At 31.4% G+C, this 15992-nt stretch carries 14 protein-coding genes and 1 riboswitch; of the genes, 2 read left to right on the forward strand and 12 right to left on the reverse strand.

What is annotated here, in order from left to right:
* Window positions 1-122: 122 nt before the first annotated feature.
* From B5D16_RS05590 to B5D16_RS05600, 3 genes are all read right to left on the reverse strand, one after another.
* Window positions 123-923 carry a thiazole synthase gene (locus B5D16_RS05590; RefSeq protein WP_078765994.1) on the reverse strand — a complete coding sequence of 267 codons (801 nt, stop codon included), beginning with the start codon at window positions 921-923 and terminating at the stop codon, window positions 123-125.
* A gap of 267 nt (window positions 924-1190) precedes the next feature.
* Window positions 1191-1385: a sulfur carrier protein ThiS gene (thiS, locus tag B5D16_RS05595; RefSeq protein WP_078765995.1), complete on the reverse strand. Its 195-nt coding sequence runs from the start codon at window positions 1383-1385 to the stop codon at window positions 1191-1193.
* Between the two features lie 214 nt (window positions 1386-1599).
* A riboswitch (TPP riboswitch) is annotated at window positions 1600-1705 on the reverse strand.
* Between the two features lie 120 nt (window positions 1706-1825).
* Window positions 1826-2374 (reverse strand): hypothetical protein, encoded by a 549-nt coding sequence (locus B5D16_RS05600; protein ID WP_078765996.1) that lies wholly within the window; start codon window positions 2372-2374, stop codon window positions 1826-1828.
* 402 nt (window positions 2375-2776) lie between these two features.
* Between B5D16_RS05600 and B5D16_RS05605 the strand changes: the two genes are divergently transcribed.
* Window positions 2777-3622: a hypothetical protein gene (locus B5D16_RS05605; RefSeq protein ID WP_078765997.1), complete on the forward strand. Its 846-nt coding sequence runs from the start codon at window positions 2777-2779 to the stop codon at window positions 3620-3622.
* Window positions 3623-3691: 69 nt separating this feature from the next.
* Here B5D16_RS05605 and B5D16_RS05610 read toward each other — a convergent pair whose 3' ends face one another.
* Both B5D16_RS05610 and B5D16_RS05615 read right to left on the reverse strand, forming a co-directional pair.
* Window positions 3692-5080 (reverse strand): leucine-rich repeat protein, encoded by a 1389-nt coding sequence (locus B5D16_RS05610; protein WP_078765998.1) that lies wholly within the window; start codon window positions 5078-5080, stop codon window positions 3692-3694.
* 227 nt (window positions 5081-5307) lie between these two features.
* Entirely contained in the window at window positions 5308-5919 is a 612-nt protein-coding gene (locus tag B5D16_RS05615) for a hypothetical protein (RefSeq protein ID WP_078765999.1), read from the reverse strand.
* A gap of 195 nt (window positions 5920-6114) precedes the next feature.
* Between B5D16_RS05615 and B5D16_RS05620 the strand changes: the two genes are divergently transcribed.
* A complete protein-coding gene (locus tag B5D16_RS05620) occupies window positions 6115-7521 on the forward strand; it encodes an SGNH/GDSL hydrolase family protein (protein ID WP_078766000.1) in 1407 nt (468 codons plus the stop codon).
* 67 nt (window positions 7522-7588) lie between these two features.
* Here B5D16_RS05620 and B5D16_RS05625 read toward each other — a convergent pair whose 3' ends face one another.
* The 7 genes from B5D16_RS05625 to B5D16_RS05655 form a co-directional block, all read right to left on the reverse strand.
* Window positions 7589-9112 (reverse strand): fibronectin type III domain-containing protein, encoded by a 1524-nt coding sequence (locus B5D16_RS05625; RefSeq protein ID WP_078766001.1) that lies wholly within the window; start codon window positions 9110-9112, stop codon window positions 7589-7591.
* 150 nt (window positions 9113-9262) lie between these two features.
* Entirely contained in the window at window positions 9263-10795 is a 1533-nt protein-coding gene (locus B5D16_RS05630; protein WP_078766002.1) for a fibronectin type III domain-containing protein, read from the reverse strand.
* A gap of 151 nt (window positions 10796-10946) precedes the next feature.
* On the reverse strand, window positions 10947-11750 hold the full coding sequence (locus B5D16_RS05635; RefSeq protein ID WP_078766003.1) for a PHP domain-containing protein: 804 nt from the start codon (window positions 11748-11750) through the stop codon (window positions 10947-10949).
* A 171-nt stretch (window positions 11751-11921) separates the two neighbouring features.
* Window positions 11922-13256 carry a PapB family radical SAM/SPASM ranthipeptide maturase gene (papB, locus tag B5D16_RS05640; protein ID WP_078766004.1) on the reverse strand — a complete coding sequence of 445 codons (1335 nt, stop codon included), beginning with the start codon at window positions 13254-13256 and terminating at the stop codon, window positions 11922-11924.
* Between the two features lie 166 nt (window positions 13257-13422).
* Window positions 13423-14091: an ABC transporter permease gene (locus B5D16_RS05645; RefSeq protein ID WP_078766005.1), complete on the reverse strand. Its 669-nt coding sequence runs from the start codon at window positions 14089-14091 to the stop codon at window positions 13423-13425.
* Window positions 14088-14996, reverse strand: a complete 909-nt coding sequence (locus B5D16_RS05650) for an ATP-binding cassette domain-containing protein (RefSeq protein ID WP_078766006.1) — start codon at window positions 14994-14996, stop codon at window positions 14088-14090. The genes B5D16_RS05645 and B5D16_RS05650 overlap by 4 nt, the downstream gene beginning before the upstream one ends.
* A 64-nt stretch (window positions 14997-15060) precedes the next feature.
* The gene (locus tag B5D16_RS05655; protein WP_078766007.1) at window positions 15061-15990 is read right to left on the reverse strand and encodes a sensor histidine kinase; all 930 of its coding nucleotides are present in this window, start codon (window positions 15988-15990) and stop codon (window positions 15061-15063) included.
* Between the last annotated feature and the right edge of the window lie 2 nt (window positions 15991-15992).

Raw genomic sequence — 15992 nt, forward strand, 5'->3', positions numbered from 1 at the left:
TTTTACCTAATGTAAGAACTTTTTCAAGCCCACACTCATCGTTAGCAAGTTGATTTTCTTACTTTTTAAGTATTTTTCCAAAAAAGTAAGAATATCCCCAACCTGAATCAATCACTAAAAATTTAGTCTCTTAAAAATCCAGTTAATGTATCTGATGGTGATGCACCTCTTGTAAGGACTCTACCAAGACCTGAAAGATACGCTTCACGACCAGCAATAATTGCTCTCTTAAATGCATCAGCCATAACCGGAAGGTTACCAGCTGTAGCTAAAGCTGTGTTTGCCATAACAGCTGCTGCCCCCATTTCCATAGCTTCGCAAGCCTGAGATGGAGAGCCAATACCTGCATCTACTATAATTGGAAGTTCAATTTCATCAATTAAAATCTGAATAAAATCCTTAGTTGCAAGGCCTTTGTTTGAGCCAATAGGTGAAGCAAGTGGCATAACACAAGCAGCACCAGCATCAACCAGGTCTCTTGCAATGTTAAGATCTGGATACATGTAAGGCATAACAACAAATCCTTCTTTAGCAAGGATTTCTGTAGCCTTAACAGTTTCCTCATTATCTGGCAAAAGATATTTTGAATCTCTCATAATTTCGATCTTTACAAAATCACCACAACCAACTTCTCTTGCAAGTCTTGCAATTCTAACTGCTTCTTCAGCATTTCTTGCACCTGATGTGTTAGGTAAAAGTGTGATTCCCTCTGGTATGTAATCAAGGATATTTTCATTATCCTTTGTGTTAGTTCTTCTAAGTGCTAATGTTATAATTTGAGCATCTGCATATTTAATTGCAGACTCAATCAACTTCATTGAATACTTGCCTGAACCTAATATAAATCTTGAAGTAAACTCATGTTCTCCAATTACTAACTTATCATCTTTTAATGTTTCTTCTATACTCTTAATGTCTGTCATTTTCTAAACCTTTCTAATTCCAATAAATATATTTTTCTATAACATATATAAAAACATATATACACACATATACATATCCATATATCATACATTTAGATACCATATCTACATATCATATATTCACATATCATATCTTCATATCATATATTCACATATCATATCTTCATATCATATATTCAGATACCATATCTACATATCATACATATCTAATAATCCATAAAAAAATCTCAAGTCTCATGAATACATAAACTATTTATATTCACCCAATCAACCACCACCTACAAACTGAACTACTTCTACGCTGTCTTCATCATTTAAAACATGATTATCATATTCACTTTTTGGTATGATTTCTAAATTAACTTCCACAGCAACACGCTTTGAATTATAGTTAAATTTATTAAGCATATCTGTAATACTTAAGTTAGCATAATCATACATTTCACCATTAATCTTAACCATAATGTACTCCTTTTTTTATTCATATAGCAAATATAATTGCCTGCATTTTTACTATCCTCTAATACTAGAAAACTAATTGCCTGCATTTTCACTATCTTCTAATACCAGAAAACTAATTGCCTACACTTTCACTATCTTCTAATATTGGAAAACTATTTCCTACATTTTCCTCGTCGTATAAATAAAAAAGAGCTACGCACACGCGTAGCTCCATATAATTTACCTCATATTTCCCTACGTTGGCATTATCCAAATCAGGTTATAGGTCGAGGGTTATACCCTCCTCTCAGCCTGTAACACAAGCTCCCTGTTTTTTTCCATATATGATTTTATCACCACATATATGGTAGGTCAACATTTTTTGGAACGAACTTTTGAAATCTAGCACATTTTTCGGAACGAACTTTTATAATCTAGCGCATTTTTCGGAATGAACCTTACTAACATTCAAACTTTCTCATAATTATTGTATGCCTATCACTACTTATAATATATAAAGTTTCCCCTTCCTTTGGAACAAATACATTCCTAGCACCAACGTAACATATCAAAGATTCACCATCTTCAGTATCAAAATATGCTTCAGCCTTTTCTCGAACAACAGACTTAATAACTATCTCTTCCACATCAAATGTATCATTCTTAATGCAATCAAGATGTTTTTTTTCTGCTTTCTTTATCTTCGTCTTTGATGTTAAATTCATTACAACAAATGGCGATATGCAAGAAGGAATAATTAATAATATAAATAAAATTACTGCTCCAACCTTCATTCCAAATATTCCAAATCCATCAATCAAAAACCAAATCCCCGCCATAATTGCGGCTACAACCAACGGAATGATCAATAAAACTTTTATTATGTCTCCATACTCCCCCCATATACCGCTATCCTTAGTTTCCTTAATTCCATAATCCGGCCAGTACATGCACTTATCCGGATTATCAGTCATATATTTTCTTTCACTTTCTGTTAACTGTCTTTTCATATCCTTATTCCTTAATACTTATTTCTTATTATTTATTTTCTAGTTTATTAATATTTCTTAAATTAGTATATTCAGCTTTTCTAATTAATACATTCAAATTCCTTAATTAGTATATTCAACTTTTCTAATTAATACATTCAAATTCCTTAATTAGTATATTTAGCTTTCCTAATTAATTCATTCAAATTCCTTAACTAGTTCATTCAGTTTTTCTATTTTTTCATACACATATATTACCATATATTGTTATAGTTTTCATTTTTTTATACAACTTTCTTAACATTATGTTAACTTTATATTAAGTTTTGTAATAAAGTTGACTTTGAAAAATCACAGTGCTATAATGCGAATCGTGTTAAGAATTCTTAACATAAAAATTTATAAAGAAAAGGAGATTTTAAAATGAAACTAAAAAACATTATTCCTGTTGCTGTTGCATGTATGGTAGCATTTGCTCCAGTTGCAGATACAACAGTTAATGCACAGGATAACACAACAACTGTTACAGTCACACAAGAAAACACAAACAAAAACAACAACACAGGAGAAAACACAACTAACAATAATACTTCAAATCAAGAATCAAACAAAGAAAATCAAAAACCTAAAAAAATTAATGGAATTAAAATTCGTTATAAAAAAACAGATAAATCTGAAGTAGTAAAGGGATCTAAATCTACTATCGATGTTAACTACGTTTACGAAAGAGTAGTTCTTAAGGGAAAACAGACAGGTCTTAAGAAAATCAACAAGCAATTAAAAAAATATAGCAATAACTTCTTTGTTGTTCCTAATGGGCAGGAATCAATTATAGATCTGGCTAAAGTAATAAGTAATGAACGTACTGAAAATGATACATATGAATATTCTGCTGGACAGACAGTATCATATGTTGGAAAGAAATATGTAAGTATTTGCGAATTTTCATATTGGTACGCAGGTGGTGTTCATAACACTATTGTAAAAGGACACACATTTAATTTAAAAACTGGTAAAGAAGTTAAAAAAATTACAAAATTTACAAAAGTAAAGAATCTTGACAGATTAAAAAAAGGTATCAAGAAAAAAGTTGAAAAATCTCTTGTTGAAGGAGAGCCATACTATCCAGAAGCAATCGACAAAAAGAAAGCAACTGACTTTGATTTCTACATCGACGAAGATGGTAGCGTTAAAGTATGCTTTGAACCATATGAAGTTGCTTCAGGCGGTTGGTTTAGAGAATACAAATTAAAAGGAAGTTTAAAATAAGTTCCAAGTATAAAATAAGTTTTCTTTCTCGAAAAAAGAGGATGCATTATGCATCCTCTTTTTGTATGATTATTTAACTATTATGCCTTTACATTTAGCTTTCTTTAAAGCCTTCTTAGCACTCTTCTTAAGTTTAGAATTAACCTTAATTGTTACTTTCTTACCCTTCTTTACGAATGCGTTCTTACCAATCTTAGGAAGTTTCTTAGCTTTAATTGTAACCTTAGTAAGTTTCTTTAAATTAGCAAATGCCTTAGCACCAATTGATTTTATATTCTTACCAATTACAACTGTTTTAAGATTCTTAGCACCCTTAAATGCCTTATCTCCAACTGCTGTAACATTATACTTAAAACCATTTAATTTAACTGTTGCCTTAATGTTTGCTTTTTTAACATTCTTCTTTACAAGTCCTGTAACCTTAACTTCACCAGCTTTTTTAGCAGTAGCTACTTTAGTTACTACATATGTAAATGACTTATCAGCAAGAACAGCATTATTTGCATTCACATCAGTAAGTTTCTTATTACTACTATCATTTTTTCTAGTTGCATCCTTAACTATTGATGGTGCTTCAATATAACATGTATACTTAACAGTGTATGTTTTTTCATCAACCTTAACAAGTTCAGAATTATCTTTGTTAACTGTAGCAATTACATTATCTGAATATACACAAAATTCTTTTAAAGAAACATTGAACTTAGCTGTATATCTTTTACCTGCAACATACTTTTCATCAGCAGCCATTTCCTTACCTGTAGCTTCATCAATCCAGATAAGCTTGCTTTCCTTAGCAAGTTCAATCTTATCACTATCTTCACCTACAAGTTTTACTTCACTAATCTGCTTTTCACCATCAACTGGTGTAGCAATTGTAGCTTCAATATTATTAACTTTAGCTGTACATACACCATAATCAAGTGCACTAGTTACAACAGCAAATAACTGTGCCATACTACCATTCATATCAATTGGTGTATCATTAATTGAAGCTTTAAAATCCTTATTAAGACCAGAAGCCACATCAGTATTAATATATTTATCCATGTTTGCATATAAACTAAATGCAACATCTATTAATTCCATAGGATCTAATTTATAATACTTACCTAATTCAAACTTGCTATCTGCCTTCATACGACTATAATTTTTACCATCTTCAGAAACATACCAATACTCAGAAATATCAATTGTTTTTAATTCATCATTATTGATTGCATTAAGTGGTTCTGTTTCTGTACTAAAGTATACTTCCTTAGGTGTCTTACCTGGTACTGGCTGTGGAAAAAGGATGTTTACATATGAAACTTCAGGTTTTTCTTCCACATCATCAACAACATAATTTACTTCTTTTACTTCTTCTTTTTTTGTGAAATCAGCAGCATTTACTGTCACATTACTTGCAAGCCCAATCGTCATAACTAACGAAAGTGCTGTTCCTAATAATTTTTTCATAATATCTTTTACCTCCTATTAAATTATTTATATTATAAAATATAAATTATTAGCCAAAGTTAGTCCGACAATCTTCTTATACTCTCCTTTTATAAGTCCCAAACCGACACTCACCGTTTCATCATACTACAAGACAAGTAAATTTACAATCACTTTTTTTAACTACCGTTAACCCAATAATAAAACAAAGCACGGATACAAGTTTCCTCATAATCCGTGCTTCTTAATTACCCTATTCTTTCCTGAATAGCCTTAATATCATCTTCAACTCTTTCCATTTCATATTTTGAATTATAAACAGTTGATAAAACATACTTATTATCGTCCGTTGCTTCCACAGTAATTTCATACTTAGTTGTTCCATATGCTGATTTTACATGTTCACCATATATCTTTTTAACTTCATCATACTTAAAGGCAACCTGATCAAATATCTGAGCTCCTACATCACATCTAAAGCCAACCATAAAATCCTTAGATAGTAAAACCTTTGAAACTGCAAGTAAAACTGAATCTTCATCATCTGCTACTTTATCTATGTCTTCCTGAGTAATTCCACTTATGGACTTTATGTTCTTTGCGCATATTAATAACACCAAATCAAGGCCAAACATGGTAAGGCCCATAACAGTTAACATACCACCTAATAATAAATATATTACATAACTATCCTTAAACACATCTATTATTTTACTTAAATCACCGTCAACTGCCTTACTAGATTGTATCAATCCACTACTAAGTAAAATAAGTCCAATAATAGCAAATATCAATCCTCCTACAAGGCACTTAATTTCAACCATATATAACTGTCTAATTCTTTTACTTTTATAAAACATCATCCACTCCTAAATTTTTTCATATCTCAATTAATTAAATCATACAAAAAGTACAATACTTATTATACCGCATATATTCTAACATATCATGCATATTATTTCCATTTTTTTGAAAAATGTCGTATAATGTACAAGTGTGTATTTTGACACACGAATTAATCATGCACTTTTGCATGAAAAAGGAAGGATTATAATATGTTAAAAAATAATAAAACTAATACCAACAAGCATAAACTTACTTACATCTTGTTACCACTTCTTGTTGTATTAGTTATAGTTGGAACAATCTTCATTACTAAGCCTTATGTTACAGGCGCTAACGAGGGAACAGCAAATGAAACTCCAACCGAAAAGAAAAACGAAATCGAAACTAATGCTAAAGATAGCAAGTCTACAGATACTGAAAAACTTGCTAAAGCCGAACCACTTAATTTAAACCTTGCGGTTACCATGAGATTATTCCGTGATGACGTTGCTAAAGTTAAAATAAAAAATCTAAAATACGCTAGCAAAATCACTGTTTCATCAAGTAACAAAAATGTAGCTACAATAAAAAAAGATGGTACAATAACTGCTAAGCACTGTGGTAAAGCAGATCTTTCAATGAATCTTACATATAAAAACTGTGAGAAAACTCTTACATTTAAAACAATTGTAAGAGCATGCTCATACAGAAGTAAGAAAGGTTTTGTAATTTATCCTGATGAAAGCAATAAAATCACAGCTACTTCAAGTACAAAGGATTCAGAGGTTACAGTTGAAAGTTCAAATAAAAATATTGCAGATATAAAAGATGGTAAAATCATTGCAAAGAAAACTGGTAAAGCACTAATTAGTGCAACAGTTAAGAAAGAATCTGAGGAATCTAAAATAGTATTTGCTGTAAGTGTAAAGAAAAAACCTGAACTTAAAATTACTGAAAAATTAATTGATGATTGGTTTAACGGTTCAATTATTGCAGGTCATTCAATAGGTTGCGGTTTTCAAATGTACTGCAATATGCAATATAAAGGTTATTTAGGAACTGCTCGTCACCTTTGCAAGAATTGCTATGGCGTATACAACGATAATAAGGCTGTTACTCCTTCATCATTACACTATACTGTTAATGGTAAGAAGGCTAAATTAAAGGATCACGTTAAAGCTCTTAAAGCTAAAAAAGTTTTCATAAACTATGGCCTTAATGATATCGGTGAAGGCGGTGCCCCAAGATTTATTAATGCATATGAACCTTTCCTTACTGAGCTTTGCAGAAAGAATCCAAAGACTACAGTATACATTATTTCACCAACTCCAATTTATGATGAACGTGGTGGTCTTAACAATAGCAACATGCGTGAAATTAATAAGGCTTTAAAGAAATATGCTAAAAAACATAAGCATGTGGAATTCATAGATATGTACACACCTTTAATTGATTCAACTGGTAAGCTTAGAGCTGATTTATGTAGTGATCACTACTGTCACTTAACATTTGGTGGATATAAAATCTACGGTGATACATTAAAAGCTTATGCTAAGGAATCTTTAACAAAAGACACTGATAAAGAAGATAAAGAGTTCACAAAGAAAGAAGTTAAAAAGTATAAACTTACTAAGTAAGTTTCAAATTGCTAATAACAAAAACAGATGCGAAAAATCGCATCTGTTTCTTTTATGTATTTAATAATTATTTCTTAACTTTAACTTTTTTAACCTTTGACCAAGCACCCTTCGTTGTCTTGTTAAATGCTCTTACTCTGATGAAATACTTCTTATTCTTTTTAAGTTTCTTAAGAGTAACAGTAAGTTTTTTAATCTTCTTTGTTTTCGCTTTCTTAAACTTCTTATTTGTAGCATACTGAACTTCATAACCAGTTGCATTCTTAACTTTCTTAAGAGTTAATTTAATCTTTTTACCTTTAACATTTTTAGCACTCTTGATCTTTGCCTTACCAAGCTTAACAGTAGTTACGCTGGCATTCTTTACAATACCATTAACTGAAAATACTATTCTATGGATTAAGCCATTCTTAGTATCTTCAAATCTTGCTGTATACCATCCGTTTTCCTTAGCTGTAAAAGTATTTCCCTTCAACAAGTTAGTTGTATTATTAACATCCCAGAAATCTTCGTGCATATAGTATGTTGTATATTTACCAGGCATAACTCTGATGCTACCAGGAACAGTTGTTGTAAATGTAACTACTGCAGTTTTCTGGTCTTTACTTATTGCTACAGGTGATACCTTAATGATTTGTTCTGTTGGAATGAATCCTAAATATACTTTTAATGGAGAATTGAAATTACTGTCATCTATTCCACTCCATCTATTGCCTCTAAAATAGTATGTTCCCGGATTAAGCCAAATCTTTCCGATTCCATCAGTTTCTCTATTAACAAATGTACTAAACCTTCCAAAATTAATATTTAAATCCTTATCTGCGAATAGTTCTAAATCAACGTCATCATACTTCTGATTTGCATATATACATAACCATCCCGCTTTTTTAACAGTAAATGACTTAACTTCACTATAACGTGTATCTCCCTCTCTGCCTCTAGCATATAATTCAGTTGTTAAAGTAGAACCAGATTTTACAAGAGAATTACATCTAGTACGATAGTCACTGTATGAAGAAAACTCTTTTATAGGAAGATTACCTTTTTCAATATACTTTGTTTCAACGCTCATTGTAGCTGTATTTGAAGACTTTGGAATAAATCCCATAAATGTAACAGCCTTATCAATTTCATCCTGACCATTCCATTTATGTTGCTGGAAATAATAAGTCTTTCCTTTTTCCACATCAATCTGCGTAGTTTCTTCTCTGGTACTATAACTCCAATTATCCCACTTTAATTCCTTAGTCAATTTAGAATCAGCATAGAATGTTCCTCTAACATTACCATATGTTGAAAATGTAGCCCACATAATTGTTCCATCTTCTGGTGCAGTGTATTTATGAACACCACCATTCTGATCATAATCAACGAGTGTTTCAGTTATAATTGACTTATACTCACCCGTATCAGAATTATCCATGTAACGTACAAAGTCGAACTCCGAAGAAAAATATGGAATTGAATTAATAGTTGAATCTGGCCAAATAGTTGCGGCGCTTACCTCAATTCCATCAAAAAATCCAACGCCGTTAAAACTAGTTGCCATCATTGCTGCAACCATAATAGTTGCAAGTGTTTTCTTAAACATAATTTTTTTACCCTCCTAAATAATATACTATCCCTTTTTATTAAATAGTTATATCTTATTTAACAAAACAAATTCATTATACTACAAAGTCAATTCTTGTACAACAAAAGAGTGTGAAACAATTCACACTCTTTCTCTGTAACTATATAATTATTTTTTAACTTTAACTTTTTTAACCTTAGACCAAGCGCCCTTAGTTGTCTTGTTAATAGCTCTTACTCTAATGAAGTACTTCTTATTCTTCTTAAGTTTCTTAAGAGTAACTGTAAGCTTTTTAATCTTCTTTGTTTTAGCTTTCTTAAACTTCTTATTTGTAGCATACTGAACTTCATAACCTGTTGCATTTGCTACTTTCTTAAGAGTTACCTTAATCTTTCTACCTTTAAGATTCTTTGCTTTTTTAATCTTAGCTTTTCCAAGTTTTTTAACAGCTGTAGTAGTTTTACCAGTATTATTAGCAGCTGCCTGTTCATCACTAATACCGCCTATACCTTCAGTTGTAAAGATTACCATGAAACTATTACCAGACTTAGAATCTTCAACTCTTGCTGTGTAATATCTATCAATCTTAGCAACGAATGTGTTATCCTGTACCATGTTAGCTCTATTTTGAACATCCCAGAAATCATCACTAATCTTATATGGAGCATAAGCACCTTCCTGAACTCTTACATTACCACCATTAGGAGTTGTAAACTTAACAGTTGCACTTCTCTTATCTGCACTTAATACTGGATTAGAAACTGTAATATACTTCTCTGCTGGAACAAATCCTAAATATGTTTTTAATGGAGAATAAAAACTTTCTTCTTCATATCCATTCCATCTCTCGCCTCTATAGTAATATGTTCCTGCATCAAGCCAGATTTTTCCAATTCCTTCAGTATCATTATTTATTCTACTGCTAAAGTCTCCAATATTAATATTTAAATCTTTATCTGAGAAAAGTTCCATATCAATGTGACTTAACTTATGTGCTGCATATATAAATAACCATCCAGATTTTTTAACAGTGAATGACTTTGTTTCACTATAAATCTGATCGCTTTCACTAATATATAGTTCAGATGTTAAAGTAGATTCAATATTTTTATAATAGTCATCATATGAAGAAAACTCTTTTACAGTAACATTATTAGTTTCATCATACTTTGGAGTTACACTCATTCTAACTGTATTTTTTGATTTTGGAGTAAATCCCATATATGTAACACCTTCTACAGGTTTCTGACCGTTCCATCTGTGCTGACGGAAATAATAAGACTTTCCTTTTATAACGTCAATCTTTTTGCATTCTTGTCTATTGCTAGCGCCATAATAACCACCTAAACCATTAGTCAGTTCAAAATCAGAATAAAATGTTCCTTCAATACATCCATCTCGTGACACTGTGTACCACATGATTGTTCCATCCTCTGGAGCGGTGTATTTATGAACTCCACCATCCTGTTCCCAGTCATCAACGAATGTTTCAGTTATAACCGGCTTATATTCACCAGTATCAGAATTATCCATGTAGCGTATTAAATTATGCTCTGAAGATAAAACTGGTATTGATGTAATAGTTGAATCTGGCAAAATAGTTGCGGCACTTACTTCAATTCCATCAAGAAATCCAACGCCGTCAAAACTTGTTGCCATCATCGTTGCAACCATAAGAGTTGCAAGTGTTTTCTTAAACATAAATTATTATCCTCCTTCTTTTATACGTACGTATAAATAACACTCGGTTATTTATCAAAGATACATCAATTATACTATACGTCAAACCCTTACACAACCAAAAAGAGTGTGAAACAATTCACACTCTTTCCCTATAAATACTACACTATTTCTAAGCATCCTTAGCTTCCTCTACCCATTTATATACTTCAGAAACATCAACTGATTCCCACTTACCATTGTTGTAAATTTCAACAGGAAGTTTTACTTCAACATCAGTAAAATTCTCAATAATAGACTTCGGATAAAATACTCCAGGTCTTTCATCATTTATAATTCTCTTTGCATAATCCTGTGTTGATTCAATCGGCGTATCAAAAACAATACCTGCATTATAATCACCAATAGTTTCCTTATCGTGTGTATCCGATCCTGCCTGAACATATAAATCAAACTTTCTAGCATATGCTACTGCTGCTTTATTATCATTTGGAGTGTTAGCTGTGTTAATAAGTTCGATGCCGTCAACTCCATCCTTGAACAAACGAATCTTCTTAACATAGTAGCGATCTCTGAATGGATGCGCCTGAACAATTGCACCGCCTGCTTCATGAACCCACTCCAACATCTGCTCTCTCGTCCAATTTCTAATCCCTGGATGTGATAATAAAAACTCTCTATCTATACCGTAAATTAAATATTCATCAGCTTCGAAATTCTCCTCAAGTCCAAAGAAAACTTTAAGGCCAATTTCATCGCCAACCTTTTTTGCTTCCTCGTATCCTTTCATAAATTCATCTACATACTTATCCCATGGAAGGTCCCTACTAGGTCTTGTATTACCACCATAAAAATGGTCTGTAATAAATATACCATCGTATCCTCTCTCCTTATAAATTCTTGGATACTCACTTCCTGGCGTTACTCCACATAAACTTGATTCTACCGTATGCAAATGCGTCTCATATCGATACATGGTGTCTCCTTTCAATATTTTTCCTTTAGCATATACATTATACTATAATTAACAAAAAAAATCAGTGAATTTCTTCACTGAATATCTTTATTTAAAGGAGTCACCCTCTTTAGTGCAAGGATTTGAGTTACACGTAAAGAGGGTAAAATAGGGGTTTCAATATAAAAAATATTAAGAATTTATGTATTTGTTGTCTATATAGACATCAATTACCGTTTTATAAAGTGTGTCCATGCGTTTACAAAAATCAGGCAATGAAACATTAATGCTTCCTGTACCCATAAAATTCTCATACGCACACCCACCACTACATAGATTTTTCATCCAGCATTTTGAGCATCTAGCTCTCTCATTAAGATTTTTCCATTCTTCAATAGAATTCTTATTATCATCAAAAATGCTACCAACTACAAATCTATGATGACCAACAAATCTATGACATGGATATAAGCGCCCATCGATATCAACTGCATACATAGTATGAAATGCTCCACATCCATATTGTCTTTCTCCTGAATAATCAACTCTTTCCATTGCTTTCGAAAAATTTGTCATCTTATTAGCTCTATCAAATTTTTTCTTTTCAATTTGCTTCTTATAGTATTCTGCGTATTTTACAAATTCTTCGTATTCTTTTTTCTTATCCATTTCACTAAGTAAGTTCTTCGCTGGTTCAATAGGAATCCCAGCAAATCCTAATTTTTCAAGATGCTCAAAAGTTTTAATGTAATCAACATTCTTAGAAGAAAGAGTTGCCCTAGATGTAACTAATCCTTTGTCACGCATACTCTTTGTTTTTTCTACAACAACATCATATGATGGTTTCTTACATTCAAAAAATCTCATACTATCATGATCTTCTTTAGTTCCATCAATACTAATCTGTGTCATAATATGATTATCAATTAAAAACTTTTCTTTCTCAGGTGTAAGCAATGTACCATTTGTTGTAATTGTAAATTTAAACTTCTTACCAGTTTCATTACTCTTTTTAGAGCAATAACCTACAACTTCTTTAATAAGTTCAAAATTCATCAAAGGTTCACCACCTAAAAATGCTATTCCAAGTTCATCATCCTTAGAATTTTCAATCAGATAGTCAACTGCTCTAAATGCAGTTTTCTTTGACATTCTGCCCTTATTCTTATATTCACCGCCTTCACCATAACAGTATGCGCATTTCATATTACACTCCTGACATACCATTAAGGTTAAGGCTGAAAGATTCATATCCAAATGTTTCTTTTTATTACCATCCTCATCCGGATCAACAATAAGTCCTGCCTCCGCAATCATCTGAATCATTTCGGTTGCATCTTCAACACTCATGTTTTTTTTATTCACCAGATTTAAAAGAATATCATTTATTGTGTTTCCACCAAGTGTCATAGCATATTCAAGATTATCATCTATTTCATATAAGGCACTATCTTCAACACTATATAAGAATTTTCTACCATTCCTAGCAAATACCTTCGTAGGTTTAAATGTAATCATCCTATTCATATAGATTTATTTCTTTCTAATCTATTTATCTGCCAATGATATCCCAAGCTTGATGATCACACCAGATACACTTCCAATTAAAAACTGGTTTCTTATCACTCATCTTTTTATTTATTTGTTTAAGCATCGTTTAATCCTCCATATCCTAAATATAAACATTTCAATATCAATCTACTTGATATGAACACTTCCTAATCGCCATATCTGTAAGTATTAAAGTTACTGCACCAATAAAAGGTGTTAATTCCTGCATATTCTGGCTCATTATTATTTGTACAACAAATATTGAAACCAACACCCATGTCCATACAGCGTGACTAGATTTCTTTATAAAACCGATACTAATAATCAATAATGTAAAGCAAAAAATAATCACAATACTCCAGCCGAATTGAACTAACCATTTGCTGAAATCTGCTTTTGAAAAAGCATTTAAACTCAATTTCAAATGAGGTTCAACTAACACTAAAAAGTCTATACATATTATCTGAGTTATCAAAGCACTTAAAATAGTTAAAATCAAAATTAAAACAATTTTCGCAACCATCAACTTATATCTGCTTATTGAATAAGTAAATAATGTTAATATGGTTTTCTTACTATACTCATCTATTATTACTTTTTTTACTAAAACTGCTGCATATAACATATAACAATCAATAATTGCAGCTGTACTCATCCATATGTACTTTGAATAATTAACCGCCTTTTCATCCTCTAAACCAAACAATAATACTGTTGTAAAATAACACATAATTACTGTTATAAATAGGGGAATTACTATATATCGCTTACTATTTAATTTAGATAATTCTAATTGCAATAATAACTTCATATGTTTTCTCCAACCACTTCAAAAAAGTACTCTTCTAATGTCTTTTTAACAACACCTATTTGATAAAGTTTTAAACTATTATTAACAAATAAGTCCGAGAAAAAAGAAGTATTATAAGACATATCATAAATTTGAACCTGTCCATCTTCTATAACTTTAAAATCTAGTATTCCTCTTTCTTCTAATAGAGTGGTTGCTTTTGATAAATCATCAACTCTTGCAACTATCTTATCTTTATTTTCTTTATGTATCTCTTTTAAAGCTTTTTCTTCTAATAGTCTACCTTCATTCATTATTCCAATATCTGTAGCAAGGCAATCCATCTCAGACAGTATATGACTTGAAATAATAATTGTAGTTCCCATTTTCTCATTTAGATGAATAAAAAGCTCTCTCATCTTTTTTATTCCATCTGGATCTAGGGCATTAATCGGTTCATCAAGAATAAGTAACTCCGGCATAACCATAATCGCTCTTGCTATTGCAAGTCGTTGTCTCATACCCATTGAATAATTTTCAACCTTCTTATCCGCTTCTTTTGTTAAATCCACTAAGTCAAGAATCTCATCTATTCTTTTCTTGTTATGATACCCCATATATTTGGAATGGATATGCAAATTTTCCTTACCTGAGAGACTGTCGTAAAAGCAAGGATACTCTATCAAAGAACCTGTTCTTTCCAACTCACGCATACCCATTCCTGCAGCGTTCCCCAATACCTGAAGATCCCCACCATCTATAGGAATTAAATTCATAATTGCTTTTAACAAAGTACTTTTACCAGCACCGTTTGGTCCAATCAAACCATATATACTATGTTTCGGAACATGAATATCTAATTCATTTATTACCTTCTTATTGCCATACCTCTTTACAATGTCACTTCCCAACACGCAATAATCCATTAGTTTTGTTCTCTCCTTCGAGTTATATAATAACATTAAAATTTGTATTTTTTGTTTCTAAATTCTAACTTTTTTCTAACAATAACTTAAAAATCGTCTTTTCATGTGGAATACTATTAACTCTAAGTTTAGCATTTAACTGTTCCGCAAGCTTACTACAAATCGACAATCCAAGGCCTGAACCATCATTATTCTTCTGTCTTACAGCCTTAGCCCTATAGTTTCTTTCAAAAATAAATTCCTGTTCATCCTTTTCGATTCCTTGACCATGATCTGTAACCTCTATGGATATAGTATCATCTGATTCTTTTACCGCTAAACCTAAGTACTTTCCGTCCATTCCATACTTAAGTGCATTATCAATTAAATTACGCAAGATACAGCATATAGCATTATAATCTGAAATAATCATGCTTGCTTTATCCTCAATCTGAACATTAACATAAATGCCATTTAGTTCTAAAACATCATAATATTCCATTAAAACTTCTTTACACAATCTATTAATATCAATCTGGTGTTTAGAAATTTCCATATCTCCTGATTGGATTTTTGCAATATCTAAAAATTGCATGATCCCCCTGTTAGTTTGTTCAGTTTTGATTTTAAGTTTCTTAAGTATTTGCTCTACTGACTTAATATTCTCGGGTTCTTCCTTAAGTCTTAATTGCAAAAGTTGTACATATCCAGAAAGAGTCGTAAGCGGTGTTTTTAGATCATGTGATAAATCAACCATCATTTCTCGTAACTCTTTTTTTATAATTTTAAACTCCGCATTTTTTTTATAAACTCTTTCTAAAAAACCATTCACAGATACAGTTAACCTTTGTACCTGTTCATTATTTGTCCTAAAAAGTAAAAAACCTTTTTGTCCATCTAAGAGATTATCAAGTTCATCACATAACTGATTCATCTCAGATTTAAATCTTTGTATCCGACAAAACTGCCAAAAAACAATCACAACGAGCGTAATTTCCAAAAACACCCTAATCATAA

The sequence above is a fragment of the Eubacterium uniforme genome, assembly GCF_900167115.1.
Classification (GTDB): Bacteria; Bacillota; Clostridia; order Lachnospirales; family Lachnospiraceae; genus Eubacterium_S; species Eubacterium_S uniforme.

Excerpts from the sequence above, each read along its gene's own strand:
- B5D16_RS05630 (WP_078766002.1), bottom strand. The coding sequence starts at position 10,795 with ATGTTTAAGAAAACACTTGCAACTCTTATGGTTGCAACGATGATGGCA.
- B5D16_RS05615 (WP_078765999.1), bottom strand. The coding sequence starts at position 5,919 with ATGTTTTATAAAAGTAAAAGAATTAGACAGTTATATATGGTTGAAATT.
- B5D16_RS05650 (WP_078766006.1), bottom strand. The coding sequence starts at position 14,996 with ATGGATTATTGCGTGTTGGGAAGTGACATTGTAAAGAGGTATGGCAAT.
- B5D16_RS05620 (WP_078766000.1), top strand. The coding sequence starts at position 6,115 with ATGTTAAAAAATAATAAAACTAATACCAACAAGCATAAACTTACTTAC.
- B5D16_RS05605 (WP_078765997.1), top strand. The coding sequence starts at position 2,777 with ATGAAACTAAAAAACATTATTCCTGTTGCTGTTGCATGTATGGTAGCA.
- B5D16_RS05625 (WP_078766001.1), bottom strand. The coding sequence starts at position 9,112 with ATGTTTAAGAAAACACTTGCAACTATTATGGTTGCAGCAATGATGGCA.
- B5D16_RS05610 (WP_078765998.1), bottom strand. The coding sequence starts at position 5,080 with ATGAAAAAATTATTAGGAACAGCACTTTCGTTAGTTATGACGATTGGG.
- thiS (WP_078765995.1), bottom strand. The coding sequence starts at position 1,385 with ATGGTTAAGATTAATGGTGAAATGTATGATTATGCTAACTTAAGTATT.
- papB (WP_078766004.1), bottom strand. The coding sequence starts at position 13,256 with ATGAATAGGATGATTACATTTAAACCTACGAAGGTATTTGCTAGGAAT.
- B5D16_RS05635 (WP_078766003.1), bottom strand. The coding sequence starts at position 11,750 with ATGTATCGATATGAGACGCATTTGCATACGGTAGAATCAAGTTTATGT.
- B5D16_RS05600 (WP_078765996.1), bottom strand. The coding sequence starts at position 2,374 with ATGAAAAGACAGTTAACAGAAAGTGAAAGAAAATATATGACTGATAAT.
- B5D16_RS05655 (WP_078766007.1), bottom strand. The coding sequence starts at position 15,990 with ATGATTAGGGTGTTTTTGGAAATTACGCTCGTTGTGATTGTTTTTTGG.
- B5D16_RS05645 (WP_078766005.1), bottom strand. The coding sequence starts at position 14,091 with ATGAAGTTATTATTGCAATTAGAATTATCTAAATTAAATAGTAAGCGA.
- B5D16_RS05590 (WP_078765994.1), bottom strand. The coding sequence starts at position 923 with ATGACAGACATTAAGAGTATAGAAGAAACATTAAAAGATGATAAGTTA.